Below are 24,520 nucleotides of genomic sequence, written 5' to 3'. Positions count from 1 at the left end.
TAAAGGCATGATTATACTTATACCAAGTTGGGCTTCCTTCGTTTCGGCCTAGTCGCAAATCTTAATCGTAGGCAGAATCGCCGGGTCTTGTTTAATGATTAACTAGGAATTGGCTCGCATCTTCGGCGTTGAGAGGTTTACTAAAGTGGTATCCTTGCATTGCAAAGCAATTTAAATCTGCTAAGATATTAACCTGTTCTTGTACTTCTACACCTTCAGCGACGACTTGCACCTTAAAGCTTTGGCCCAGATTGATTAAGGCCTCTAGCATGGCGGTATTTTCGGGGTGTTCGACCAAGTTAATTACAAAAGACTTATCAATTTTAAATTTATTGAGGGGAAATTCCTGGAGATAACGCAGAGACGCAAAACCCTTACCAAAATTATCCAGGGAAATACGAATGCCACCATCGTGGAGGGCCAGGATTAGGTTTTCTGCAAATTCAAAGTTCCGCAGAATCGTAGCTTCCGTCATTTCTAGCTCCAGAAAAGTTGGCATGAGACCCGTTTGAGTGAGTACCTCCTGGACAAGGGGTAAAAGCTGGGGATGGTAAAACTGTTTGTCTGATAGGTTAACGGATACAACCAGAGCCGTGAATCCTTGCTGATGCCAGGCCTGGCACTGACGACAGGCCGTCTCTAGGATCCAGTGCGTCAGGGGAACAATCATTTCCGTCTGGTCACTCCAGGGCAGAAACTGCTGGGGGGCTAGTACACCCTGCTGGGGATGCTTCCAGCGAATCAGGGCCTCCATCGCCTCGACCTGGCCGGATTGTAAGTTAACTTGGGGCTGATAGTACAGATCTAGTTCTTCATTTTTGAGGGCCCGTTCGATGCGCTTTTCTACTTTGGCCAAGCGTTCTCGCTCTTCGGGAGAAATTAGGGGCAAATTGGGAAGGGACGGTGTCTTAATACTGGTCGGCAAGTCATCAGAGCTAATGTTGGCGGCTAATAATTCCGCTTCTAGCTGAGCCGCTGGCGAAACCATGGCCAGACTGGGGGTATGTAAATTCCCGTAGGCCGCCTTGATTAATAAATCTGTGCCGTTGCCGCTTTGGGGGTAGAGGGCAAGACCATAGGTAACCTGTAGGTGGATACTATGGCCCTGGAGAACAAAGGGCGTCACCAGCACTTGAAAAAGTCGCGCGGAAATCCGTTCCAGATTATCCCGGTCGCGGATTTGGGGCAGAAGTACCATAAATTCTTCAATTCCCCACCGGGCCACGATATCACCATTACGGAGACAACTCTTCAGTTTTTGGCCCGTTTGGTTCAAAATGAGGTCGCCCAGGTTACTCCCCACGGTATTAATCAGTTTTTCCCAATTAGTTAGCTGGAACAGAACGAGGCCCACTTCATGCTGATAGCGTTCTGCATTGGATAAGGCAATATTTAAATACTCTAGAAAAAGTAAATGGTTGGGGAGATTCGTCACCACATCCAGGTAGGACATATCCTGGAAGGTCTCATCATCGGGACGCACATTAGAAATAGAGTACTGAGATAAAATTAATGTACTTTTATTGGGGGTTCCGCCCTCGGTGCCATTGGTTCTGCGGCTATTGTCCCGCTCGAGGTCTTTCAGGGAAGCAGGCCGATCACCGCTACTGTTGTGATAGCTGGCATTGACGTCGCAGCCAAAATTGATCAAATCCCCATCCTTCAATTCCCGGACTAAGCATTTTTCGCCATTGACGAACACTCCATTTTGGCTTTTATTCCCGTCTAGATCGCCGTCAATAATCCAAAAAACGTCGGCATTAAGTTTACTGTTAAACTTCCGGAGTAGGGTGGCATGGTGCCGTGAGGCCTGACGCGAAAACATCTGAATATCACTATTGGAGTGTCGTCCTAGGCTATATTGAGGGCCGTCTAAGACAATAGTTCGACGAAAAGCAGAATCCTCTAGGACAAGAATATGTTGTTTTTCTAGATTGGTGGACATACTGGCAACGCTTTTTGAAGAAGAGGGAAAGATAGTTGGCTAAATGGATATGTAACGGTTTAACAATTTACTGTCTATAAGTAGCATTCCTGAGACAATGCGAGCAATACAGTTTGTTACAAGGGAGCTAAGGCTCCCTAATGCTACACGGGATGCTGGGCTAGAAATTCGCTGATATTCTCGGCTTTGAGCGGTTTACTAAACCAAAAACCCTGGATTTCTTCACATTGCAAGTCCTGAAGACAGTCTACTTGATGGTTGTTTTCAATCCCCTTAGCAATGGTGTGGATGTTTAGACTGTGACCCAAGTTAAAGATATGGCGAATAAGGGCTAAATTGATGGCATTATTCGGCAAGTCAGCGGAAAAGCTCGGGTGAATTTTGAGGGTATTAATATGGAATTGTTGTAAACAACTGAGGCCCCCAAGACCAATGCCAAAATCGTCTAAGCACAAACCGATGCCCAGCTCCTGTAACTGGGTCAACACCTTTTGAGAATACTCAGGATCTTTCATTACCACCGTTTCTGGCAATTCAAGGGTTAAATAGACCGGATCTAGCTGGGTTTCCTGTAGAATACCGGCAATAATTTCGACTAAATTCGGCTGTTGGAATTGATGTAAGCAGAGGTTAACGGCCACTGGTAGAGGACTAAAACCTGCATTTTGCCAGGCCTTATTTTGATGGCAGGCCGTGCGGAGAATCCACTGGCCAATAGGTAAAATCAAGTCAGTTTTTTCGGCCAGGGGAATAAGGTTAACTGGAGAAATTTCCCCTAACTCAGGATGGTGCCAGCGGAGGAGCGATTCTAGGCTTGTAACTTTCTGGCTTTTTAGGTTAAGGAGGGGTTGGTAGGTCAAATAAAATTGTTGCTTTTCTAGGGCCTCGTACAGCAGATTTTCTAGGCGAAACAGCAGGTTAGATTTTGAGGCCAACTTGGGACTAAAGAAAGCATAGGAATAATACTCTTGATCCTGGACTTGCTCAAGGGCCGTATGGGCGTTCTTCAGTAGCGTCGGCCCATCCGCGCCGGCTTCGGGATACAGGGCAATGCCAACCCGACCCTTGAGGTGCAGGGGTTGGCCCGAGACTTCTAACAGGCCCTGGAGACGAGCCAAAAGTTTCTCGATCGATTGAATGATTTGAGCTTGATCACCAGGACGCTTCAGTAATAGTGCAAACTCTTCCCCTTGCCAGCGGGTAGCCAAGCCATCGGTTCCAAGGGTTTCCGTCAAGCGCTGAGCGACATTTTTGAGCAAATACTCCCCACAATTGAGGCCAAAGGCATTGACAATGCGGCCATAGTTACTGAAGTCAAGGAACAAAACGGCTAAAGCGCTACTATCTCGCTGGGCTTTGGCCAAGGCAATGGCCAACTGCTCTTCAAAGAGGGCCCGGTTGGGAAGGCCGGTTAAAATATCGTAGAACGTATGCTGAGCTAGACTTTGCTCGGCTTGTTTGCGTTGAGTGATGTCGCAGAGGTAACTACGAATGACCTGACTATCACTTAAATAATGGACGTACTGCTCGTAAATTTCACCCTGGACTTGAATTTCCCGCAATAGCAGATTCCCCCGCACGTTTTGCACCTGGTCTAATAGGCCGGCTAGGACGGGATGCTGGAGGCTCTCTTGGTGGATGGTCTTGAATTTAATGCTGGCAGGGGGGTTAAGGTAGATAATTTTACCGCTGTAATCGATCTCCACGATGGGATTCGGATTGAGCTCCGCAAAGGATGACAGACGCAGGAGATCGACGGAAGCCTGAACTGGATTAATGTTCTCCGGGATGTCGTTAATGATGGTTGAGCGGTTATCTTCCTCACTCAAACGCATCGAGCCTTCAAATTGTTCGGCTTCCACCGGATTAAAGAGCGCAATTTCCAGGGACGTCGAGATGATATAGTAACTGGCCTTGGAATCACTGCCAAAAAGCACCACATCACCATGCTTGAGGTCATGGGACTCCGCCGGTTGCCCATTAATAATTAACCCGTTTGTACTGTGATTTCCCTCAAGATCCCCATCAAGGATACGATAGGAATAGTTATCACTTTTAGGGCTAGGCTTAATCCGGACAAGGGTAGCATGGTGCCGAGAAACGACACGGTCATAGATCACAATATCATTACTCGATTCACGGCCAATGGAGTAGGTCGGTTCGTCCAAGGCAATAATACGGCGGGCTTTTTGGTCTTCAATAACGAAAATGTGGCGAAATTCAGGCGTAGAAGTACTGGCCATGATTGCTGGGGGTGATCGAGGCAGACAAGCTTCATTTTGACATACTCCTATGGACTAAAGTCGGGGATTATCTAGTTGTAGATGTTTTCCGCCCCCAAGGAATCCTAGACGAACGACAAATGGTGCAAATAAACTAGCTTACAAGTCTCTTCTCACCAAGGACTCAGGTGAATAAACCTAGAATCCGGTGAATTGTGGTACGATAGCCAGGCCGATAGGCCCTTGACCCGACGCAATGAGCCATGCAACCGCCCAGTCCTGACAATCATTACCTTGCCGAGCACGTAGCGCAATTACGCCACAGCTATCAGCGGCTAACGGGAAAAGATTTTGGGCCAACGGAATTAAGCGGAGCGGCCTACGCCCAGGCCCTTTATCAGGCCCCCTTTGTGCTGGTGTCCCACGATAGTCAAACCGACCCCGTCTTTAACTACGGCAATCTCTGCGCCCAACGCTTATTTGAACTGACCTGGGATGAATTGACCCGACTTCCTTCTCGGCAATCCGCCGAGCCGCCCAATCAAGACGAACGGGCCCGACTGCTCCAGGCCGTAACTCGTCAAGGTTTCTGTGAAGGCTACAGTGGTGTGCGAATTTCTAAGACGGGCCAGCGATTTTTAATTCAGGATGTAACGGTCTGGAATGTGACCGACGATCAGGGCCAGTACCAGGGCCAGGCCGCCATCTATAGCCGTTGGCAGTTTCTCGACTAATGCTTTATCCTCCCCACTACTGGTTAGAGAATGCCCAGGTGCCCGTTTGCTTGGTTGCGGGTCAAGACCTGGTCCCCCAAACCCCCGACGGTTTAGCCGCCGTTGACTTAGAGATTTTGGCAGGAAAAATTCAACAAATCAAACTTCATGCGAAGGAAACCAAAGCGTTAGATAACTTACCACGCTTTAACTTACAAAAAAAGCTAATTTTCCCCTGTTTTGTCGATATTCATACCCATTTGGATAAAGGCCATAGTTGGCCCCGTTCCCCCAATCCCGACGGCACTTTTGATGGGGCCTTGGCGGCAGTTTTCGCCGATGTGAAGCAATATTATCGAGCGGAAGATGTCTATCGCCGCATGGACTTTGGTCTGAAATGTAGCTATGCCCACGGTACCATTGCCCTGAGAACCCACATTGATTCCTTCGGGCAACAGGGCCAGATTGGTTTTGAGGTATTCCAGGCCCTGCGACAGGCGTGGCAAGGCAAATTACACCTCCAGGCGGCCTGTCTCGTCTCTGTAGATTATTATTTGACCCCAGAGGGCCAGGCCCTAGCCGACCAAATGGCGGAACAAGCCATGATCCTCGGAGGAGTGGCATATCAAAATCCTGACTTAGAAGCGCAATTGGCCCAGGTGTTTCGCTTGGCCCAGGAACGGGGTCTAGACCTAGACCTCCACGTTGATGAAACTGATGATCCAGGTTCTCACGTCCTGCATCGGGTGGCCCTTATGGCCCTAGAAACGGGATTTACAGGGAAGATTCTCTGTGGCCATTGCTGTAGTTTGGCTAACCAGGCCCCGGCGCAAGTCCAGCAGACCCTGGCCCTAGTCAAACAGGCCCGCATCGGGATTGTTAGCTTGCCCCTCTGCAATCTTTATCTCCAAGGCCGGACTCCTGGTAAAACGCCCCATTGGCGAGGGATTACCACTGTCCATGAAATTAAACAGGCCGGCATTCCCCTGGCCTTTGCCAGTGATAATTGCCGCGACCCTTTCTATGCTTTTGGTGATCATGATGGGCTAGAGGTGTTGACCCAGGCCATTCGCCTTGGCCATCTGGATCATCCCTACGATGATTGGTGTACTAGCGTCACGCACATTCCTGCCGAGTTCATGGCCCTGCCGCACCTGGGGCAATTATCCGTTGGCGGAGAGGCCGATTTTATAATTTTTAAGGCTCGTTATTTTAGTGAACTCTTTGCCCGGCCCCAGCAGGATCGCTGCCTAATCCGTAAGGGCCAACGCATTGAAACAACCTTGCCAGACTACGCCGAACTCGATGATCTGGTTCAGGTGAAGACTTGACGACCGAGAATCATCAGATCTCGTTTTTGGCCGCCTAATTCAGCGACCTGCGGCAGGTAGCCCCATTGTTGAAAATCGTAGGATTGAAATAGTCTCAAACTCGGCTGATTATGGGCAAAAATATAACCAACCAGGGTGGTTAAACCCAGACCGGGACTGACGACTAGGGCCTGTTTCAGTAACAACTTGCCCAAACCCTGGCCTTGGTGGGCCGGGGCTAGGTAAAGACTCAGCTCCGCCGTGGAACGATAGGCCGGGCGACCATAAAAAGGTTGAAAGCCTAGCCAACCCAAGATTTGCCCTGGGGAATCGGTCAGAACCCAGAGGGGATAGGTCTCGGGCCCATGGGTCTCGAACCAGGCCTGGCGACTGGCAAGGGTAACGGGTTCTGTGTCGGCGGTGGCTTGCTGGCCGGGAATACTGGCGTTGTAGATAGCGACGATGACGGGTAGGTCGGCGGCGACTGCGTCGCGGAGTAGAGGATTTTTTATCATGGGGGCATGGTTAAGCAGGTAATCCCATGGTGAATCATAGTGCTTTGGACTCTCTCGTGGTCAGTGCGGCGGAAATGCGGGCTATAGAGGAGTATCTTTTTACCCAAGGAATGCCCGTTGCGGCCTTGATGGAAAAGGCGGCCCTCGCGGTGGCCCAACGGGTTCTGTTCTGGTATCCCCGGTTCTCCTATCCCACAGTAGGGGTTTTGGTAGGCCCGGGCCATAATGGCGGAGACGGCCTGGTGGTGGCTCGAGAATTGGCCCTCCAGCAATATCAGGTCAAGATTTACTGCCCCTTTGAACGCCTCAAACCCCTGACCCAGGCCCATGCTGACTATGCCCGTTGTCTTGGGATTCCTTTTGTTTCTAACCTCGAGGCGCTCAGGGATTGTACGTTCCTCATTGATGCGTGGTTTGGCTTTGGCCTAACCCGTCCCTTCACTGGCCAGATCGCTACCGAGATTGATCAGCTCAATACTTGGCCCCAACCAATCGTGAGTATTGATATTCCCTCAGGCCTTCATACCGATAGCGGTGCAGTGTTGGGAATGGCCCTGCGAGCCCAGCGTAGTTTCTGCCTTGGCCTGTGGAAACGGGCTTATTTTCAAGATGCGGCCCTCGCTTATCTAGGCCAGGTGGAGCGTTTGGACATCGGGATTCCGCCGCAATGGATTGATGCGGTGTTATCCCCGCTCCCGGCCTGCCAACGATTTACCTCCGCCATGGCCCGCCGAGTCTTTCCCCAGCGTCCCCTCGTCACCCATAAATACCAACAGGGCCATGTTTTGTTGATCTGTGGTTCCCAACGCTATGCCGGCGGGGCCATTTTAACGGCCCTGGGGGCCAGGGCCAGTGGGGTGGGCATGGTTTCCGTTGCGGTTCCCCAATCCCTAAAGCCTCTGCTGGTGGGCCATTGTCCTGAGGCCTTGGTCATTGCGTGCCCGGAAACGGAGCAGGGGGCCATTGCATCCGTACCGGATTTAGAAGCGATTTGGCATCAGTACCAGGCCGTGGCGATTGGCCCAGGCCTGACTACAGAAAATCCCCCTTTGGTAGAACAGGTTTTGGCCTATCCAGGCCCGCTCATTCTCGATGCCGATGCCCTCAATAGTTTGGCCGGCCAGGGATGGCTGAGCCGTCTCCAGCAAAGAACCCTACCGACGGTGTTAACGCCTCACCTTGGAGAGCTTAAACGTCTCTTTCCTCATCTGGAGAATCCTCAAGTGGATCGCCTAGAAGCAGCTCAAATGGCGGCCCAGCAGAGTCAGGCCCTGGTGCTTTTTAAGGGTGCTCGTACCATCATTGCTGGCCCTAGCGGCCCGACTTGGATCATTGCAGAAAGTACCCCCGCTTTGGCACGGGGGGGAAGTGGCGATGTACTGACCGGCCTAATGGGGGGATTACTGGCCCAGGCTTCGCCGGCAACTTACTTAGAAACAGTGGCCCTGAGTGCTTGGTGGCATGCCCAGGCGGGTATTCTGGCCAGTCAGGCCCGGAGTCCCATGGGGGTAGATGCTTTGACCCTAAGCCAATCCTTAGTAAGCATTGCCCAGCAAGTACTGAATCAGGAGAATTTTTAGGATTAACGGGCTTTTTGCTTGAGTTGTTTCAAGGTCTCATATGCCTGATTAATCCGCTTCGTTCTCTCTTCCGCTAAACGGATAAATTCAGGGGCCATGCCGCCCACTCGGTCGGGATGATTTTTCTTAATCTGCTGGAGATAGGCCTTGCTAATTTCTGCCAGAGTTGCCGAGGGAGAAATCCCGAGGATTTGGTAGGGGTCGTCTGGGATTGCCTTTTGGGGAGAAGATGCGGGACGAGGAGTAGGAGAAGTACCCGTCGATGCCTTGGCCTTGGATGACAGCAATTGGGCCTTTAAGCGTAGGGCCTGTTTGATCCGCGTCACATTATCGTGGTTATGACTGAGGGGCAGTAGCGACGCATCCTCACTACGAATATGGATGGTATAACCCTGCGGTAACTGGGCCTCTAATTGGATGGTAATCAGATTACTGGCCAAGCGAGGATCTTGAAGGGGAGCACCACTACGATCTTTTTTCTGAAGCAGAATTTTAGCCTGGCGATAATCAATTTTGCGAATCCAGGTTTGAGCAATTTGTCCATAGCCTGGGTCTGGCCATTGCAACGCTCTGAGCGAGCTAATCATCTCCTCGAGTAGGTAACGAGAAGGAAGATTCAGGGCAACAAAAAAGCGGGTTTCGTCGTGCTGGGCCATTTGAATGACAATCGTGCAGGCGATCAAGATTGCTCAACCTCGTATTTTACCCTGCCCCTTGTCTTGGCCTCAGAGGGAGAGACGTTCTAGGATCATCCGTTTCGGTTCGTATCACCGGCCTGTCAAGGGTGGAATTCCGTCCCTACCCCGATGGAAATCTCATCCCTAAGATACTTAGCAAGGATTGCTTTTTTTTTCAAAATAGAAGTAGTCGCTGTTGAGGAGCGGCGATGAGTCAGGCTCATCATAGGGGTCTTAAAGAGGGGTTCCTGTTTCGGACTTTTCCAGAGTAACCCACTAGGGATGAACTTTCTGGGGCCAAAGCTCGTCTATATTTTATCGAGACCAGTCAAGTCCCATTGACTTCATTTTGTAACGTAGACTTTCCCAGTGACTCAGTTTACTGCATTTTTGGGAAAAGTAGAACTAATAGCAGAACTCTTGCTGTTTTTAAGGAGTCAACCCCGTAATGCCTACCGCTAATCTTAACACCGCTACAAAACAACCAACCTTCTCAGCGGATATGGTGCGGTCTTATCTGCATGAAATTGGTCGGGTTCCCTTGTTAACCCATGAACAGGAAATTATTTACGGCAAACACGTCCAACGAATGATGGGGTTCCTCGACCAAAAAGCAACCTTAACCCAACAATTGCAGCGTGACCCCAGCCTAGAAGAATGGGCGCAGTCCCTGTCCCTGACCATCGAAGACCTCCGTCGGGCCCTGCATCAAGGCCAACGAGCAAAGCAAAAAATGATTGAGGCCAATTTGCGCTTAGTGGTTGCCATTGCCAAAAAGTATCAAAAACGCAATATGGAATTTCTAGATCTGATCCAAGAAGGAAGTCTAGGTCTAGAACGCGGCGTGGAAAAATTTGACCCCACTAAAGGCTATAAATTCTCGACCTATGCCTACTGGTGGATTCGCCAGGCCATTACTCGGGCCATTGCCCAACAGGGCCGTACCATCCGCCTCCCCATCCACATCACAGAAAAGCTCAATAAAATCAAAAAAACTCAGCGGGAATTAGCCCAACAATTAGGCCGGAGCGCCACACCGGTGGAAATTGCCCAGGCCCTAGAACTGGAACCGGCCCAAATCCGTGAGTATCTGAGTATGTCACGGCAACCCATTTCTCTCGATGTCCGCGTCGGAGATAACCAAGATACCGAACTCTCGGAGCTACTAGAGGACAGTGGTATTTCTCCCGACCTCTACATTACCCAGGAGTTAATGCGTCAAGACCTCCACAGCTTGCTAGCGGAATTAACCCCCCAACAACAAGCGGTTTTAACCCTTCGTTTTGGCCTAGAGGACGGCAAGGAACTTTCCTTGGCCAAGATCGGCCAGCGGTTGAATATTAGCCGGGAACGAGTCCGTCAGTTAGAACATCAGGCCCTGGCCCATCTGCGTCGTCGCCGTTCCAACGTTGAGGAATATCTCGTGGCCGGTTAATCGGTCTTTTTGCTCCCGTTATCTCGTTTTTAGGGCGTTGCTGAATCAGAGTCAGGTTGACCGATCAGTAACGTTTTTTTGGCCCATCAACAACCGGATTATCGGTTGATACTGTGTTCGGCCTCTTATACCAATTCTCCAAACAAGGTCTATCGATTTTTCCCCCTCCGCTTGTGGCACCTCCCTTCACAAGGAGAAGACGGGTGAGGTCAGCGATGTAGTTGGGCTTCAGAGATTTGGTATGAGGCACAAAAAAAGGACATATCCCAAGGATACGTCCCTAAATAAACTACATGAGTGAGGCGACTGGCTTATTTGTTGTCTGGCTCTGAGAATTCAGCATCAATCACATCATCCCCCGCAGGGCCACTCGCACCGGCACCAGAAGGGCCGCCCGTTTCTGGACTACCACCGGCTTGTTGATACATACTCGTACCAATGCTGTAGAGCACCTGTTGTAACTCTGGTAATAAGGTCTGGATTTTGCTGTCATCTTCTGACGCAATGGCCGCTTTCAGGTCTTTGATCAGCCCTTCGGCTTTAGACTTATCGGCACCAGGGACTTTATCGCCCAGTTCGCTGAGTTGTTTTTCGGCTTGGTAAACGAGGGAATCGGCCTGGTTTTTGCGGTCGATTTTTTCCCGACGTTCTTTATCGGCGGCGGCATTGGCTTCCGCTTCTTTGACCATCCGCTCGACTTCGGTATCGGGCAGGGTGGAAGCCCCCGTGATGCTAATGGACTGTTCCTTGCCGGTGCCACGGTCTTTAGCCGTTACATTTAAAATTCCGTTGGCATCAATATCAAAGGTCACTTCAATTTGAGGAACGCCACGGGGAGCTGGCGGAATGCCATCTAAACGGAAGGTTCCCAGACTCTTGTTGTCTCGAGACATTTCTCGTTCCCCTTGCAGAACATGGATTTCCACATTCGTTTGGCCATCCACAGCGGTGGAGAAGGTTTCTGATTTTTTGGTGGGGATGGTGGTGTTACGGGGAATGATTTTGGTCATGACACCGCCGAGGGTTTCGACCCCTAAAGAAAGGGGCGTCACGTCCAACAGCAGGATGTCTTTGACTTCTCCAGCCAGGACACCGCCTTGGATAGCGGCTCCAACTGCCACCACTTCATCGGGGTTAACCCCTTGGTTGGGATCTTTGCCTAGGACTTTTTTCACCAATTCCTGAACGGCAGGAATCCGGGTCGAACCGCCGACCAACACTACTTCATCCAGAGCGCTCTTGTCGATTTTGGCATCCCGAATGGCATTCTCCACAGGAATACGACAACGGTCGATCAGATCGGCACAGAGTTCCTCAAACTTTGCCCGGGTGAGGGTTGTGTCGAGGTGTTTAGGGCCATCCTGGGTAGCAGTAATGAAGGGGAGGTTGATTTCGGTCTGGGTAACGCCCGACAGTTCAATTTTGGCTTTTTCAGCGGCTTCGGTCAGACGTTGCAGGGCCTGTTTGTCTTGACGGAGGTCAATCCCTTCAGCGGCCTTAAATTCAGCGGCGAGGTAGTCCACAATTTTCTTATCGAAGTCATCGCCGCCCAAGTGGGTATCACCGGAGGTGGCCAAGACTTCAAAAACGCCGTCCCCGACTTCTAGCACAGAAACGTCGAAGGTTCCACCCCCAAGGTCAAAGACGAGAATGGTTTCGTTGCTTTTCTTATCAAGACCGTAGGCCAGGGAGGCGGCGGTGGGTTCATTAATAATCCGTAACACTTCAATGCCGGCGATTTTGCCCGCATCCTTGGTGGCCTGCCGCTGGGAATCATTGAAGTAGGCGGGAACCGTGATGACAGCCTGAGTAACTTGTTCGCCCAAATATTTGCTGGCATCATCGACTAATTTGCGGAGCACCTGGGCGGAAATTTCTTCCGGCGCGAACTGTTTTTCCTGGGCCGGGCAATCGAGTTTCACATTGCCGTTGCTATCCCGCAGGACTTTGTAGGCGACTTCAGTAGATTCGTGGGTCACTTCATCGTGACGGCGACCAATAAAACGCTTAACAGAATAAAATGTATTACCGGGGTTCATGACGGCCTGGCGCTTGGCAATCTGGCCGACTAAACGATCCCCATTTTTGGCGTAGGCAACCACAGAGGGCGTTGTCCGAAACCCCTCAGCATTGGCAATCACCGTCGGCTTACCGCCTTCCATCACGGCGACGCAAGAGTTTGTTGTACCAAGGTCAATACCAACAACCTTTCCCATAATTGAGTTAACTCCAATTCACTATAAGGACTAAGATTGAACGACTAATCATAAGCTTTGGGGTTTACCTAACGTCCCTTCGTTCACCTCTTAGTGTGACGGAGACCCCTGCCTAGGCGGAAGTGTAGGTTCCCGTACCTACCTAGCGGGATAGGCCCCAAGGCCTTGTTAATCGACCAATTCATCGGCAGTCATGTTTGGATTTTTGAATTTGAATAAGCCCTTGCACTGGACGTCCCACGACTGTGTGGCCAAGGTTCGACGACTACTGCGGGAAAAACGGGTGGGCCACGGTGGAACCTTAGATCCGTTAGCATCCGGGGTTCTGCCTATCGCGGTGGGCAGGGCCACGCGCTTGCTCAACTACCTCCCGACACGCAAGGTGTATCGCGCTAAAATTCGCTTTGGCCTACAGACCAGCACCGATGATTTAGCGGGTACCATTCTCCAGGACACCAACGCCTCGGGCCTGAGCCTCCAAGCAGTAGAAGCCCAGTTACCCTCATTTCTAGGCCAAATTACTCAAATCCCCCCCCAATACAGCGCCATTCAAGTGAACGGCCAACGTCTCTACGATTTAGCCCGAGCCGGGAAAATGGTGGAAGTGCCCAGTCGCCAGGTGGAGGTGTTCGCCCTGGATGTTTTGGATTGGCAAGGGGGCCAGGCCCCGGAATTGACCTTACAGGTGGCCTGTGGCGAGGGAACCTATATCCGGGCCATTGCTCGAGATCTCGGCCAGGCCCTGGGGGTGGGAGGAACCTTAGCAGGCCTGGAACGCCTAGAGAGCGGCGGCATGCGGTTAGACCAAGGCATTACCCTAGAACAACTAGCAGATAGTGAAAATCCCGAAAATTTACTCCAGTCTGCCGTTACGGTATTGGCCCATCTGCCCCAGCATCATCTGGGGGAACAGGAAACCCGGTTTTGGTTTCAGGGCAAGAGTCTGCCGCTCTCCTCCCCGATAGAGCCAACTTATTTGATGTTGGACGATCAAGGCAATTGTGTCGGTATTGGGCACCGGCGAGAGACAGAAAGCGGCTGGTTTCTGCAACCCAAGGTGGTTTTAGCGCCTTGAAGTCCTTCTAAAAAGCCGTGATAGACTAGCGAACAAGATTCCTTCCAGTGTTCCCTATGCGTTTCTTGCTGACCCTCACCCTCTTTTTCCTCTTGCTGGTCACGGCGATGGCTCCACCGGCCTGGGCCATGACGGAAATTCCCCTCAGCAATGTGGATTATAAAAATTGTCCTCCCGAACTGGCAGAAGGTAATGTCACCAGTGGCTCTAGCGATCCGGCTAACTGTTTTATCGTGACGGGCACTGCTAACAATAAGACGGGAAAAACCGTCTATGATGCTGATGTTTTTGGGCGTATTTACGATGCCAATGGCGAACCCGCTATGCAGAACCGGACTCGGATCGGCAATATTGCTGAAATCCCCCCCGGTAAAAGTGAATTTGAAGTCAGAATTAGCGTCCCCGCAGAACAACCCCTGCCCATCCGCCTAGAGCAGTTTAAAGCGGCAGGATTTTCAGCCAAAATTCGGGGTCAAAGCCTCTAAAGCCATCATGCCTGCTGCGATCACTTGTCCTCTGCCGCTAGACTGTTATCCCCAGGTGCTCCTGGCCCACGGCGGTGGTGGAACCCTCAGCCAACAACTACTGGAGCAAATTTTTTGGCCCGCCTTTGGCCGGCCCGATGGTGCAGCCCATGATTCAGCGGTCTTCCAAATGCCTAGCCAAAGGTTAGCGTTTACCACCGATTCCTACGTGGTTAATCCCCTGATATTTCCGGGGGGCGATATTGGTTCCTTAGCCGTTTACGGTACGGTGAATGATCTAGCCATGAGTGGAGCCCGGCCCCGTTTTTTGAGTGCGGGTTTCATTCTAGAAGAGGGCCTGTCCATGGAACTCCTCTGGTCGATTGTGCAATCCATGCAACAGGCCGCCCAGGCCTGTCAGGTACAAATTATTACGGGGGATACTAAGGTCGTTAATCGCGGTAAGGGGGATGGCCTGTTCATTAATACCGCTGGCATTGGCCAACTAGAACATGATCAGAGGATTAATCCCTCTCAAATCCAGGTGGGGGATCAGGTACTCCTGAGTGGGGATCTGGGCCGCCATGGCATGGCCATTATGGCAGTACGCGAGGGCTTTTGTTTTGAGTCGCCCTTGGAAAGTGATAGTCAACCTCTGGCCGATTTAGTACTAGAATTGCTCCAAGCTGGGGTGCGGCTCCATTGCCTGCGGGATTTAACACGGGGGGGTCTGGCCAGTGCCCTCAATGAAATTGCCCAGGGGGCCAACCTGGCCCTGGAAATTGAAGAGGCGGCGATTCCAGTGATCCCGACCGTGCGGGGGGCCTGTGAGCTACTGGGTCTTGATCCCCTCTACGTTGCCAACGAGGGCCGTCTAGTGGCCTTTGTCCCACCCGCAAACTACGACCAGGCCCTGGCGATTCTCAAACGCTATCATCCCCAGGCCACGTTGATCGGTACGGTAACGGGCCCAGCTACTTCAGTCTTAGGGCAAGTCACCCTCCGCAGTTCCCTCGGAGCCCGGCGCATTCTAGGTCGCTTAAGTGGAGAACAATTGCCCCGTATTTGTTAGCTATGGATTGGCTTAGCCGCCGATACGAAGGAACCCCAAATTTTTGCTAAACCAGATCATGTAGTTTTGTATCTTCCCTAAGGGGTGGCTTGACTTGCGTTCACTCGGAAATAATGATAGGTAGAAGAACAAAACTCGGCTGTCCCTAAGCCATTCATCATAAACTGCTGTTGGGAGAAAATTTTAAATGCGAGACGCGGTTACAACTTTAATTAGAAATTACGATATTACTGGCCGTTACCTAGACCGTAATGCCATGGATCAGCTCAAGGCTTATTTTGAGTCGGGCTCGGCTCGGATTGCGGCCGCGAGCATGATCAATGCCAATTCAGCAACAATCGTCAAAAAGGCTTCTGCTCAACTCTTTGAAGAAGTGCCGGAACTGATTCGCCCCAGCGGTAATGCCTACACCACCCGGCGTTTTTCCGCCTGTCTGCGGGACATGGACTACTACCTCCGCTACGCCAGCTATGCCTTGGTAGCCGGTGATAACAATGTCCTGGATGAACGGGTTCTTCAGGGCCTGCGGGAAACCTACAACTCCCTTGGCGTTCCCATTGGCCCAACGGTACGGGGCATTCAAATTATGAAAGAAATGGTGGTGGAAATGGCCGCTAGCCAAGGTGTTACTAGTACAAGCTTTATAGAGGCCCCCTTCGAGCATATGGCCCAGGAATTAGCCGAAATTTCTGTCTAGGCCCCCTAGTTCAGGAGCACACCACCTCTAGCCTGATACCAAGAATGATTGACTGCTAGCCCCAAGCAATATTGGGGCTTTTTGGGCCTAGTCTAGGGTCACCACTTCCACTTCAACCGTTTTAGCGGTTGAGTCCGACTCCTCTTGGGTCCCTGAGGCACGGTTGCGGTTTTGAAAATGCTCTAGGACTAATTGAGAGACTTCGGTTAAGAGAAGCGTCACCAGCACCACATCATCGATTTGTCCCACAATCGGTAACAGATCGGGGGCGATATCCAGAGGACTTAGGAGATAGACCAGGGTTCCCAAAATAATCCACCAACGATATTTTCGATTGCGGATACCACTGCGATAGAGGGTATAGAGCGACTGCAGAGAAAACTTCATGGCCGATGCCTCAAACACTATTTTTATTTTCCCTAAGCAAGGGCCGGTTTGCCGGTGTGGATTACCGATTGGCCCTAGAAACTACGACAAATGGTCAAACTTCGGTGTAATATAAGTTTTACAATAAGTCAAACCAAACCATGTTCTAAGCGGAGGCTCTGCTCGCCGGTCTTGGGTTTGGGTCTTAGAATATTACCTGGAAGAAAACTAATGTCTAAAAAACTGGGATTACTACTAGCTAGTCTGCTCCTCGTGGTCACGAGCTTTTTCCTCTCTGTCAATCCTGCCGCCGCTGATACCGTCAAGATCAAAATGGGTGGCGATGGTGGCACCCTCCAATTCGACCCTCCCACCGTTACCATCAAAGCCGGCGACACCGTCCAATGGGTTAACAACAAACTCTCTCCCCACAACGTTGTCTTTGAAGGGGCCGATTCCGCCAAACTCTCCCACAAGGGCCTCGTCTTCTCCCCCGGTGAATCCTTTGAATCTACCTTTGCGGAAGCTGGAGAATACACCTACTATTGCGAACCCCACCGGGGTGCTGGCATGGTGGGCAAAGTGATTGTCCAATAACAGCGCTATTTGATGGGTTTCAGGCGTAACCTGGACGAAAGCCCCCAACTCAACTCGGGTTGGGGTTTTTGTATTTTTCTTAGATCTAGACGGCAAGATCGACTAGAATTTCACCCTGTTCAACCTTAACGGGAAAAACGGGGAGGGGTTTCTCCGCCGAGACCATGCCAAGAACCTTGCCAACAACAGGGGGAAAGGGCGTCCAGTCTTTTGCTGCACCACTACATAAATCGAAGGCACTGCGGTGAAAGGGACAAACAATGGCCCCGTCAACAATTTTTCCCTTGCTCAGGGGGAGTTTCAGGTGGGGACAGGTGTTACTGACGGCGTAAATATGGCCGTCTTGGTTTAATAGCAGAAGAGACTGTTGGTTGAGCTTAACGACTCGACGGCTGCCTTGGGGTAAATCGGCTTCTTTTAATGCTGTTGTCCAAACCATTTTCAATGCCAGAATAGTATCGATAAACATTCTCCAGTCTAGGCTAAGGGGGGTTCCCCGGCCGCAATCAATTTGCCTATGCTCCCGGCTCTCCCTCACTCTCCTAGTGGTGAATATCTCTGCCAGGCCCCCCTCAATCTCTACGATGGGCCCGATTGTCAAACCCTAGCGACTCAGGCCGCTCAGGGCCGTCAGCTACGTTTCACAGAGCAATATACCGAGACAGCTGTTCAAGTCCGCCAAGCGGAGGATGGTTATCTCACCTGGCTTCCCCTCGCCCAATTGTCTTTTCTAGAACCGGCCCCCCAGGTCTACCAACCCATGCTCCTGGCCCGTGCCGAGATTGAGCCTCGTTTAGCCGTCGTGCTGGACTATGCCTTAAAAGCCGAGACCCGTCCCAATACCTATCTTTGGGGAGGCAATATTGGCCCAAACTACGATTGTTCGGGTTTAGTCCAAGCAGCCTTTAGCTCCGTCGGTATTTGGTTACCCCGAGACTCCTATCAACAGGAAGCGTTTTGCCAACCCGTAGCCATGGCAGAGCTCAGGCCAGGAGATTTGATTTTTTTTGGCACTGAGCGAGTAGATCACGTAGCCCTGTATCTGGGAGAGGGCCAGTATATCCACAGTTCTGGCCAGAGTATGGGACGTAATGGCATTGGCATTGATCTCCTACGGGAGGATGGCGGCCCCATTGCCCAGGCCTATTTCCGTAAATGGTGGAGTTGCGGCCGAGTTACCCAGAGCTATGTACCCCCTGAGGATACCCTAGGATAATAGCGGTTCTCCCCGGAGCCAGGCCATCAGGAAGGCCAGACCTAGACAACCCAGAAGCGTCAGGCTGAGTAAAGCTAAAGCAAAAATTTCTCCCGCCGAGAGGGGCCGGTCCGTCGCATCGAGATAGGCCGACTTGGAGTCCTGGGCATCCGTCTGGCGGGGATCAACAGGGGCCTGGATAACGTTGTAGCGGCTATAGCCAATTTTGAGGTCGTAGAGGGCCCGTTTTTCTGGGTGACTGAGAATACCATAGGCTTCGTTCAGACGCTGAAACTTCGCCGTAGCTAAATCGGGCGCAAGCTGGGTCGTATCGGGATGGAATCGCTTACTTAAATCTCGGTAGGCCCGCCGAATTTCTAGGGGAGAGGCAGACGGATGCAGCCCTAAAATAGCATAATGACTATTGAGCAATCGAGTCTGGGTTGAGAGTTCCCGCCCATAGGTTCGGGCGCTGGTGCGTTCTTGAGTCACAGGTTTCGGTCAAGTAATCCCTTCGCATTCAATCATTTTAATGAGTTCTTTTCAAAACTTCACTGAGTCCTTTTGGGTTCCCCAGGCCTGGTTCCGGGGCTGGCATCGACTGGTTAGTGCTCTACTGGTGTTGGGCCTAAGTTTTAGCCTTTGGAGCTCCTCCCCGGCCCTGGCGAGCATTGATGATGACCGTCTCGATGGCAATATTTTCGTGGTCTATGCGGGTAATGGTTCCCTGGTACCGCCCCGTCTGAGTTTGGCCGAATCTTTCCAGCGTCAGTTGCCTGTGGTCTTGGTCTATTACCTAGATGACAGCCAGGACTGCAAGGAGTATGCATTTATTGTTTCTCGCATCCAAGAGTTCTATGGTCGGGCGACGAGCATTATTCCCGTGAGCGTGGATTCCCTCCTGCCCCAGGCCAAGTATGCCAAGGACGATCCTGGCCGCTACTACCAAGGCGTAGTTCCCCAAACGGTGATTCTCGACGCTAAGGGTAAGCAAATTTTTAATGCCAAGGGAGTGGTGAAGTTTGAAGTGGTGGATGATGTTTTGCGAGACCTCTTCAATCTTCTGCCCCGCTCTGAATCCGTCACGCTTAAACAGAGAACCTTTAATGAGTTCAATAGTGAGTTAGTGGAGCAATAAGAGTATGGGCCTGCGTGATCAATTCAATCGTATAACGGGGAAAACTCGCTACGTCGTTTCCCGTATTTTTATTCATCTCCGGGGGCCAGATATTCCCCCTCTCCTCGGTGTCTTGAATCAAGCCGGTCGAGCAGCCATGGAGGCGGACGGCGACTTGACAGTGATGGGAGAAGGCCTGGTGGATATCTGCCAACATCTCCTACAACTCAACGCCAGTTGGGAAGCCGCTGCCAATGAAGGCGAAGTCTTTTGGGCCGAGGGGGACGCGGGGGACTACGTTAATGAATTATTTACCGATTCAGCCCAGCGTTACCTCGCTGATGTACCCAGTGGAACCGAAACACCAACCGATGATTGGCTAACCATTCCCCTCACCCCTAATCTGGTGGTGATGCTCACCGTTGCCTTCACGGGGGAAGTTCCCGACCTCGAAACCAATCTAGCCGAACGGGAGGCCCTGGAGTATGGTCTGAAAGCCTTAATTAACCTGCACTATCAACAGAAGCTTGAAGCGATCCAAGTTCACTTTTCCCCAGCTCAATTGGGAGATGAACTCAGCGATGAACAGGTGTTGTTAAATTTCCCTGAGTTAGTGCCCCTCTAGACTACAGGCCCTCATCTAGGTCGGTGATGTCTAGGGTTCCACCGGGAGAGTTTTCTGGGTATAGGGTTTGCAGGTGTTGGTGTTTACTGCGGCGGGAATCGCGTCGATATTTTTTACTTTCCAGCCTCGGCTCATAGTATTTTTGGCCCGCCTGGCCAATGCGGAGTTTGAGTCCAGTATCCGTATCCGGCGTTCCCTGGCAAGGTACTTCCGCCAAGGCCTCCTCTAAAAATTTTAGGTAATGGGGATAACGCTCCCAATTTTGGGACACGGCACAACCCGGTTCGCCACGATGCAAACAATCCTTGAAGTAGCATTGCCCAGCTTCCAGCGGTGGTCGAGCTTCAGGAAATTGGTGGATCAGTTGAGAGGGCAAAATTTCCAGGTCGGGTTGGTTAAAGCCCGGTGTATCCGCCAGGAGGCCCCCGCCAGGGATTTCAAACAACTCCACATGACGGGTGGTATGGCGGCCTTTTTGCAGCTTGCCAGACACGGTGTTTACTCGCTGTTGACTGCCGGGGATCAGACGATTAATTAGGCTGGACTTGCCCACTCCCGACGGCCCTGCCAGGAGGGTGATCCTGTGATGAAGCTTGCTCTGGAGCGTAGTCAGGCCCCGTTGGCTGACATTACTAAAAATAATGGGATGGTAGCCCCATTGTCCCAGTCGTTCTTGCCACTGTTGAATGTCGCTTTCCCTAACCAAGTCGCATTTATTGAGGCAAAGTTGGAGTTGGAGGTGGGTCGATTCCGCCTTAACCAAAAAACGGCTCAACTGCCAGACCTCTAGGGGCGGCTCTGCTAGGGAAAAAACCAAGATAATTTGTTCAGCATTGGCTACCGGGGGGCGGGAGAGTTCCGTTTGTCGGGGGGCCACCCCCATCACCGCCGCTCGGCCCGAGGGCCAATCAATTTCTTCTAGCCCCACCCGGTCACCCACCATGATCTTCTGGCCGACTTTTTTAAGGCGGGTACGGCGAGTGCAGAGGAGAGGCTGACCGGCCTCCGGCTCCATTAATTTGACTAGATAATAATTGGCCTGAATGGCAATGACGGTTCCCCAGGCCTGGGCGGTCTCTAATCCTGTTGGGAAAGGCGTCCTAGGGGTCACGACGGTCGAGAGAATCGGGCACTCGAATGGTTAAACTGTAACCTGGCCCTGGCGCCAGAGGCGTTAGGAATTGGTGCTCGTATCCTTCCAAGGCGAGGCTATGGGGAACTTGTTCAATGGGTTCCCCGGCATCTAGCCAAACAGTGAGGGTTTGTCCTGGGGCCATTTGGGTAAGCTTGAGTTTGGTGCGGACAAAATTAACGGGGCAGGGAGTTCCCCGCAGGTCTAAGACCCCGGCATCAGCAGTATTCATTTATGGAATAGGCCTCCCAGGAATCCTTCCAGGCCGCCTTTACCATGGCTTTCTCCCTTGATATGGGCCAGACGTTCTAATAATTCCCGTTCCTCATTATTAATACGAGTGGGAATATTAATCCGTACCGTGATCAACTGGTCTCCCCGCAGGGTAGCATTTCCCAGCTTGGGCACCCCCCGGTCTTCTAGGGTCAGGACGGTATTAGGTTGAGTTCCCGCTGGAATAACTAATTCCGCCTCTCCGTCCACCGTCTCCACCGTTAAACGACAGCCTAGAATGGCCTGGAGATAACTGATTTCCAGTTCTGAGCGGATGTTAATGCCTTCCCGCACAAATTGGCGGTCGCTTTCAACGGCAAGATAAACGTAGAGATCCCCCGGTGGCCCGCCCCGCAGGCCCGCATCCCCTTCCTTGGAAACCCGTAAACGAGTCCCATCATCGACTCCCGCAGGGATAGTAATTTTGAGCTTTTTGGTTTCTTGTTTGCGGCCCGCACCGCCACAGGCCTCGCATTTCTCTTCAATCACCTCGCCAGCACCATTACAGGTCGGACAAGCAGAAACCTGGGCAAAGCTCCCAAAGGGGGTTCTTGTAGCCCGACGGACTTGACCCACGCCATTACAAGTCCCGCAGGTTTTGACGCCGGTTCCGGATTTGGCTCCACTCCCTTGACAGGCCTGACAGGTTTCGAGATGGGGAATGCGAATTTCCTTTTCGCCCCCGAAAATGGCCTCCTGAAAACTAAGTTTGAGGTCTAGTCGGAGATCATCTCCCCGAGTAGGGCCAGTGCGCCGTCGGCCAGTGGGGCCCGTTCCCATACCACCAAAGCCGCCAAAAATGGTTTCAAAGATGTCGGCGAAGCCGCCCATATCCACATCGCCGTAACCAGCGGCCCCTGCACCACTCACCCCCGCTTCTCCAAAGCGGTCGTAGCGTTCCCTCGTTTCGGGTTCCGAGAGGACTTCGTAGGCTCGATTAATTTCTTTAAATTTTTCCTCTGCGCCGGGTTCTTTATTCACATCCGGATGGTACTTCCGAGCTAGACGCCGAAAGGCCCGTTTAATATCCTCTTTGTTCGCATCCCTCGCAACTCCGAGGGTTTCGTAGTAGTCCCCTGGCATAAGGCTCTGATTGACTGTTGTATCGGTTTAGATCGGTTCAGTGTTTACTGTAGCAAACTTCTGGGAAGTCGGGCACAGTGGCCTTAATCTACCGCTTCATAGTCAGCGGTAATGGTTTCGTCGGCATCAAAATCAAACACCCCTTCCTCATCGGCAAAGAAAGAAGCTGACGAACTAATTTGCCCCGCTATGCTTTCAATACCACTTTCTGTGGCCCGGGTGGTATAGCGATGGGACTGGGTATCCACCGGTTCAATGAATTGGGAACCAAAGGTCTCAAAACTACGCCCGCCTGCAGCACTTCCTTGCTGGTAGATTTCGGTTCCCATAATTAAAATAACTTGGCGGAAGGCTTCTACCAGGGCTTGTAATCGATCAGCCGTTGTATTGGGCGTCCGCAGGGCCACGGCCAATTCTTCTTTTTTCCGCTGGGCCTCCTGCTTAAGGTCTTCTCGGATTTGCTCGCCATTCTCTGTGAGAGTGGTGTCGTAGGTATGGAAGAGGCTATCAGCTTGGTTTTGGAGTTCTATCAAACGCATCCGCCGCTTATCTTGTTCTGCATACTGTTCAGCCTCTTGACGCATTCTTTCGATTTCTGCACTTTTTAAGCCCCCAGTATTACTAATAAGAATACTCTGCTCCCGCCCAGTGCCTTGATCCTGGGCCGACACCTTAAGAATACCATTGACATCAATTTCAAAACTGACTTCAATCTGGGGAACGCCTCGGGGGGCCGGTGGAATGCCAGCTAACAAAAACTTGCCCAGGCTCTTATTGTCACTGGCCATGGCCCGTTCCCCCTGCAAAATATGGATTTCAACGGAGGTTTGGCCATCAGCGGCGGTGGAAAATACCTCGGATTTACTAGTGGGAACTGTTGTATTTCGTTCAATGATTTTGGTAAAGACTTCTCCGAGAGTTTCAATTCCCAAGGAGAGAGGCGTGACATCCAGAAGAAGGACATCTTCGACTTCGCCGCCGATAACCCCCGCCTGGATCGCGGCTCCTAAGGCTACTGCTTCATCGGGGTTAATCGACCGGTCTAACTGACTTTCGGGGAAAAATTGCTGAATGATACGGTGTACTGCAGGAATCCGAGTCGATCCTCCAACTAAAATAACCCGATGCACGTCCTTTGCTTTCACTTCCCCATCATCTAAGGCCTGGGTCAGGGGAACGGTGGTTGCCTGGAGGAGGTCCTTCGTCAGTTCCTCAAATTGACTCCGGCTCAGTTCTGTTTCCAAATGTTTTGGCCCACTTTCATCGGCAGTAATGAAAGGTAAGTTGATGGAGGTGGTTAGCATACTCGACAACTCAATTTTGGCCTTTTCCGCCGCTTCTCGCAAACGCTGGAGGGCCATTTTGTCCCCGCTGAGGTCAATATGCTCCTGGGCCTTAAAGTTATCCACCATCCAGCGCACCACGCAATTATCGAAATCATCTCCCCCCAGATGATTATTTCCTGCCGTCGAGACGACCTCAAAGACCCCATTGCCCAACTGGAGTAGGGAAACATCAAAGGTGCCTCCCCCGAGGTCAAAGACCAGGATCAATTCTTCTTCATCTTGTTTATCCAAACCATAGGCCAGGGCAGCCGCCGTGGGTTCATTAATAATTCGCAAGACCTCCAAACCCGCAATCGCTCCGGCATCCTTCGTGGCCTGACGCTGGGCATCTGTAAAATAAGCCGGCACGGTAATCACGGCTTCCGAAACTGTTTCCCCCAAAAAGGCCTCGGCATCAGCCTTGAGCTTTTGCAGAACCATGGCGGAAATTTCCTGGGGAGTAAACTGCTGGCCTCGAATATCGATATTGACCGTACTATCTCGTCCCTTAGTGCAGTTGTAGGGAACACGAGAGCGTTCTTCTACGGTATCGTCCCAACGGCGGCCGATAAAACGCTTAATGCTGTAAACCGTATTTTCTGCATTGGTAACGGATTGGCGCTTGGCTAATTGGCCCACTAGTCGCTGGGAACCCTTGCCAAAACCGACGATACTTGGGGTTGTCCGGCCGCCCTCGGCATTGGGGATCACGATCGGTTTACCGCCTTCTAGAACGGAAACACAACTGTTGGTGGTTCCCAAATCGATACCAATGACTTTACCCATAATCGGTGACGAGGTGGTTGGTAGTTGGTCTAGCGCCTCGGTTTAATGACGCTGGTCAAAAAAAAAAGAGGAGCAGATTTAGGCGACCGGATAGCAAGGG

The 24,520-nt window shown here is 51.6% G+C and carries 24 protein-coding genes; 12 read left to right on the top strand and 12 right to left on the bottom strand.

Features of this window, described 5'->3' with window-relative positions; all coding sequences use genetic code 11:
- Positions 1–91 precede the first annotated feature (91 nt).
- Both ABXS88_RS16595 and ABXS88_RS16590 read right to left on the bottom strand, forming a co-directional pair.
- Positions 92–1,945, bottom strand: coding sequence for an EAL domain-containing protein (locus ABXS88_RS16595; RefSeq protein WP_353673152.1), 1,854 nt, complete (start codon positions 1,943–1,945; stop codon positions 92–94).
- Between the two features lie 143 nt (positions 1,946–2,088).
- The gene (locus ABXS88_RS16590) at positions 2,089–4,188 is read right to left on the bottom strand and encodes an EAL domain-containing protein (protein ID WP_353673151.1); all 2,100 of its coding nucleotides are present in this window, start codon (positions 4,186–4,188) and stop codon (positions 2,089–2,091) included.
- A gap of 242 nt (positions 4,189–4,430) precedes the next feature.
- On the opposite strand from ABXS88_RS16590, the gene ABXS88_RS16585 reads away from it, so the two are divergent.
- Together ABXS88_RS16585 and ABXS88_RS16580 are read left to right on the top strand one after the other, a co-directional pair.
- Positions 4,431–4,901 (top strand): MEKHLA domain-containing protein, encoded by a 471-nt coding sequence (locus ABXS88_RS16585; protein WP_353673150.1) that lies wholly within the window; start codon positions 4,431–4,433, stop codon positions 4,899–4,901.
- Entirely contained in the window at positions 4,901–6,211 is a 1,311-nt protein-coding gene (locus ABXS88_RS16580; protein WP_353673149.1) for a cytosine deaminase, read from the top strand. Before ABXS88_RS16585 ends, ABXS88_RS16580 begins: the two co-directional genes overlap by 1 nt.
- Here the strand turns inward: ABXS88_RS16580 and ABXS88_RS16575 are convergent.
- Positions 6,196–6,705, bottom strand: coding sequence for an N-acetyltransferase family protein (locus ABXS88_RS16575; protein WP_353673148.1), 510 nt, complete (start codon positions 6,703–6,705; stop codon positions 6,196–6,198). The two genes, ABXS88_RS16580 and ABXS88_RS16575, sit on opposite strands and share 16 nt — an antisense overlap.
- Positions 6,706–6,731: 26 nt before the next feature.
- On the opposite strand from ABXS88_RS16575, the gene ABXS88_RS16570 reads away from it, so the two are divergent.
- Complete coding sequence (locus ABXS88_RS16570; protein WP_353673147.1) at positions 6,732–8,285, top strand: NAD(P)H-hydrate dehydratase; 1,554 nt, start codon at positions 6,732–6,734, stop codon at positions 8,283–8,285.
- A 2-nt stretch (positions 8,286–8,287) separates the two neighbouring features.
- Here ABXS88_RS16570 and ABXS88_RS16565 read toward each other — a convergent pair whose 3' ends face one another.
- A complete protein-coding gene (locus tag ABXS88_RS16565) occupies positions 8,288–8,968 on the bottom strand; it encodes a J domain-containing protein (protein ID WP_353673146.1) in 681 nt (226 codons plus the stop codon).
- A 442-nt stretch (positions 8,969–9,410) separates the two neighbouring features.
- On the opposite strand from ABXS88_RS16565, the gene ABXS88_RS16560 reads away from it, so the two are divergent.
- A complete protein-coding gene (locus ABXS88_RS16560) occupies positions 9,411–10,397 on the top strand; it encodes an RNA polymerase sigma factor, RpoD/SigA family (protein WP_353673145.1) in 987 nt (328 codons plus the stop codon).
- A gap of 311 nt (positions 10,398–10,708) precedes the next feature.
- Here the strand turns inward: ABXS88_RS16560 and dnaK (ABXS88_RS16555) are convergent, their stop codons facing one another.
- The gene (dnaK, locus tag ABXS88_RS16555) at positions 10,709–12,613 is read right to left on the bottom strand and encodes a molecular chaperone DnaK (RefSeq protein ID WP_353673144.1); all 1,905 of its coding nucleotides are present in this window, start codon (positions 12,611–12,613) and stop codon (positions 10,709–10,711) included.
- Between the two features lie 193 nt (positions 12,614–12,806).
- Here dnaK (ABXS88_RS16555) and truB point away from each other — a divergent pair, with 193 nt between their 5' ends.
- The 4 genes from truB (at position 12,807) to apcB (ending at position 15,921) form a co-directional block, all read left to right on the top strand.
- Positions 12,807–13,688 carry a tRNA pseudouridine(55) synthase TruB gene (gene truB / locus ABXS88_RS16550; RefSeq protein WP_353673143.1) on the top strand — a complete coding sequence of 294 codons (882 nt, stop codon included), beginning with the start codon at positions 12,807–12,809 and terminating at the stop codon, positions 13,686–13,688.
- 56 nt (positions 13,689–13,744) lie between these two features.
- Positions 13,745–14,173: an FxLYD domain-containing protein gene (locus ABXS88_RS16545; protein ID WP_353673142.1), complete on the top strand. Its 429-nt coding sequence runs from the start codon at positions 13,745–13,747 to the stop codon at positions 14,171–14,173.
- A gap of 7 nt (positions 14,174–14,180) precedes the next feature.
- Entirely contained in the window at positions 14,181–15,224 is a 1,044-nt protein-coding gene (gene hypE, locus ABXS88_RS16540; protein WP_353673141.1) for a hydrogenase expression/formation protein HypE, read from the top strand.
- A gap of 187 nt (positions 15,225–15,411) precedes the next feature.
- Complete coding sequence (gene apcB, locus ABXS88_RS16535; RefSeq protein WP_353673140.1) at positions 15,412–15,921, top strand: allophycocyanin subunit beta; 510 nt, start codon at positions 15,412–15,414, stop codon at positions 15,919–15,921.
- A gap of 87 nt (positions 15,922–16,008) precedes the next feature.
- Here apcB and ABXS88_RS16530 read toward each other — a convergent pair whose 3' ends face one another.
- Positions 16,009–16,308, bottom strand: coding sequence for a YkvA family protein (locus ABXS88_RS16530; protein ID WP_353673139.1), 300 nt, complete (start codon positions 16,306–16,308; stop codon positions 16,009–16,011).
- A 210-nt stretch (positions 16,309–16,518) separates the two neighbouring features.
- Between ABXS88_RS16530 and petE the strand changes: the two genes are divergently transcribed.
- A complete protein-coding gene (gene petE / locus ABXS88_RS16525; protein ID WP_353673138.1) occupies positions 16,519–16,884 on the top strand; it encodes a plastocyanin in 366 nt (121 codons plus the stop codon).
- 85 nt (positions 16,885–16,969) lie between these two features.
- Here petE and ABXS88_RS16520 read toward each other — a convergent pair whose 3' ends face one another.
- Entirely contained in the window at positions 16,970–17,353 is a 384-nt protein-coding gene (locus ABXS88_RS16520) for a Rieske (2Fe-2S) protein (protein ID WP_353673137.1), read from the bottom strand.
- A gap of 48 nt (positions 17,354–17,401) precedes the next feature.
- On the opposite strand from ABXS88_RS16520, the gene ABXS88_RS16515 reads away from it, so the two are divergent.
- Positions 17,402–18,100: a C40 family peptidase gene (locus ABXS88_RS16515; RefSeq protein ID WP_353673136.1), complete on the top strand. Its 699-nt coding sequence runs from the start codon at positions 17,402–17,404 to the stop codon at positions 18,098–18,100.
- Here ABXS88_RS16515 and ABXS88_RS16510 read toward each other — a convergent pair.
- On the bottom strand, positions 18,092–18,511 hold the full coding sequence (locus tag ABXS88_RS16510) for a J domain-containing protein (protein WP_353674840.1): 420 nt from the start codon (positions 18,509–18,511) through the stop codon (positions 18,092–18,094). The genes ABXS88_RS16515 and ABXS88_RS16510 overlap by 9 nt on opposite strands.
- A 100-nt stretch (positions 18,512–18,611) precedes the next feature.
- Here ABXS88_RS16510 and ABXS88_RS16505 point away from each other — a divergent pair, with 100 nt between their 5' ends.
- Positions 18,612–19,217, top strand: a complete 606-nt coding sequence (locus ABXS88_RS16505; protein ID WP_353673135.1) for a thylakoid membrane photosystem I accumulation factor — start codon at positions 18,612–18,614, stop codon at positions 19,215–19,217.
- Positions 19,218–19,221: 4 nt separating this feature from the next.
- Entirely contained in the window at positions 19,222–19,821 is a 600-nt protein-coding gene (locus tag ABXS88_RS16500) for a DUF1517 domain-containing protein (protein WP_353673134.1), read from the top strand.
- Position 19,822: 1 nt separating this feature from the next.
- Here the strand turns inward: ABXS88_RS16500 and rsgA are convergent, their stop codons facing one another.
- The 4 genes from rsgA to dnaK (ABXS88_RS16480) all read right to left on the bottom strand — a co-directional run bounded on the left by rsgA (position 19,823) and on the right by dnaK (ABXS88_RS16480) (position 24,420).
- The gene (rsgA, locus tag ABXS88_RS16495) at positions 19,823–20,932 is read right to left on the bottom strand and encodes a small ribosomal subunit biogenesis GTPase RsgA (protein WP_353673133.1); all 1,110 of its coding nucleotides are present in this window, start codon (positions 20,930–20,932) and stop codon (positions 19,823–19,825) included.
- A complete protein-coding gene (locus ABXS88_RS16490; RefSeq protein ID WP_353673132.1) occupies positions 20,922–21,185 on the bottom strand; it encodes a sulfurtransferase TusA family protein in 264 nt (87 codons plus the stop codon). The genes rsgA and ABXS88_RS16490 overlap by 11 nt, the downstream gene beginning before the upstream one ends.
- Positions 21,182–22,309 carry a molecular chaperone DnaJ gene (gene dnaJ / locus ABXS88_RS16485; protein ID WP_353673131.1) on the bottom strand — a complete coding sequence of 376 codons (1,128 nt, stop codon included), beginning with the start codon at positions 22,307–22,309 and terminating at the stop codon, positions 21,182–21,184. Before dnaJ ends, ABXS88_RS16490 begins: the two co-directional genes overlap by 4 nt.
- A gap of 83 nt (positions 22,310–22,392) precedes the next feature.
- Positions 22,393–24,420, bottom strand: coding sequence for a molecular chaperone DnaK (dnaK, locus tag ABXS88_RS16480; protein WP_353673130.1), 2,028 nt, complete (start codon positions 24,418–24,420; stop codon positions 22,393–22,395).
- Positions 24,421–24,520: the final 100 nt, after the last annotated feature.

Source organism: Synechocystis sp. LKSZ1, from assembly GCF_040436315.1.
GTDB lineage: Bacteria > Cyanobacteriota > Cyanobacteriia > Cyanobacteriales > Microcystaceae > Synechocystis.
This window is presented reverse-complemented; position numbering and strand designations above follow the sequence as displayed.

Excerpts from the sequence above, each read along its gene's own strand:
- ABXS88_RS16530 (WP_353673139.1), bottom strand. The coding sequence starts at position 16,308 with ATGAAGTTTTCTCTGCAGTCGCTCTATACCCTCTATCGCAGTGGTATC.
- dnaK (WP_353673144.1), bottom strand. The coding sequence starts at position 12,613 with ATGGGAAAGGTTGTTGGTATTGACCTTGGTACAACAAACTCTTGCGTC.
- ABXS88_RS16520 (WP_353673137.1), bottom strand. The coding sequence starts at position 17,353 with ATGTTTATCGATACTATTCTGGCATTGAAAATGGTTTGGACAACAGCA.
- ABXS88_RS16570 (WP_353673147.1), top strand. The coding sequence starts at position 6,732 with ATGGTGAATCATAGTGCTTTGGACTCTCTCGTGGTCAGTGCGGCGGAA.
- ABXS88_RS16560 (WP_353673145.1), top strand. The coding sequence starts at position 9,411 with ATGCCTACCGCTAATCTTAACACCGCTACAAAACAACCAACCTTCTCA.
- ABXS88_RS16490 (WP_353673132.1), bottom strand. The coding sequence starts at position 21,185 with ATGAATACTGCTGATGCCGGGGTCTTAGACCTGCGGGGAACTCCCTGC.
- ABXS88_RS16575 (WP_353673148.1), bottom strand. The coding sequence starts at position 6,705 with ATGATAAAAAATCCTCTACTCCGCGACGCAGTCGCCGCCGACCTACCC.
- dnaK (WP_353673130.1), bottom strand. The coding sequence starts at position 24,420 with ATGGGTAAAGTCATTGGTATCGATTTGGGAACCACCAACAGTTGTGTT.
- ABXS88_RS16515 (WP_353673136.1), top strand. The coding sequence starts at position 17,402 with ATGCTCCCGGCTCTCCCTCACTCTCCTAGTGGTGAATATCTCTGCCAG.
- hypE (WP_353673141.1), top strand. The coding sequence starts at position 14,181 with ATGCCTGCTGCGATCACTTGTCCTCTGCCGCTAGACTGTTATCCCCAG.
- ABXS88_RS16545 (WP_353673142.1), top strand. The coding sequence starts at position 13,745 with ATGCGTTTCTTGCTGACCCTCACCCTCTTTTTCCTCTTGCTGGTCACG.
- apcB (WP_353673140.1), top strand. The coding sequence starts at position 15,412 with ATGCGAGACGCGGTTACAACTTTAATTAGAAATTACGATATTACTGGC.
- truB (WP_353673143.1), top strand. The coding sequence starts at position 12,807 with ATGTTTGGATTTTTGAATTTGAATAAGCCCTTGCACTGGACGTCCCAC.
- petE (WP_353673138.1), top strand. The coding sequence starts at position 16,519 with ATGTCTAAAAAACTGGGATTACTACTAGCTAGTCTGCTCCTCGTGGTC.
- ABXS88_RS16580 (WP_353673149.1), top strand. The coding sequence starts at position 4,901 with ATGCTTTATCCTCCCCACTACTGGTTAGAGAATGCCCAGGTGCCCGTT.
- ABXS88_RS16585 (WP_353673150.1), top strand. The coding sequence starts at position 4,431 with ATGCAACCGCCCAGTCCTGACAATCATTACCTTGCCGAGCACGTAGCG.
- ABXS88_RS16595 (WP_353673152.1), bottom strand. The coding sequence starts at position 1,945 with ATGTCCACCAATCTAGAAAAACAACATATTCTTGTCCTAGAGGATTCT.
- ABXS88_RS16590 (WP_353673151.1), bottom strand. The coding sequence starts at position 4,188 with ATGGCCAGTACTTCTACGCCTGAATTTCGCCACATTTTCGTTATTGAA.
- dnaJ (WP_353673131.1), bottom strand. The coding sequence starts at position 22,309 with ATGCCAGGGGACTACTACGAAACCCTCGGAGTTGCGAGGGATGCGAAC.
- ABXS88_RS16505 (WP_353673135.1), top strand. The coding sequence starts at position 18,612 with ATGAGTTCTTTTCAAAACTTCACTGAGTCCTTTTGGGTTCCCCAGGCC.
- ABXS88_RS16500 (WP_353673134.1), top strand. The coding sequence starts at position 19,222 with ATGGGCCTGCGTGATCAATTCAATCGTATAACGGGGAAAACTCGCTAC.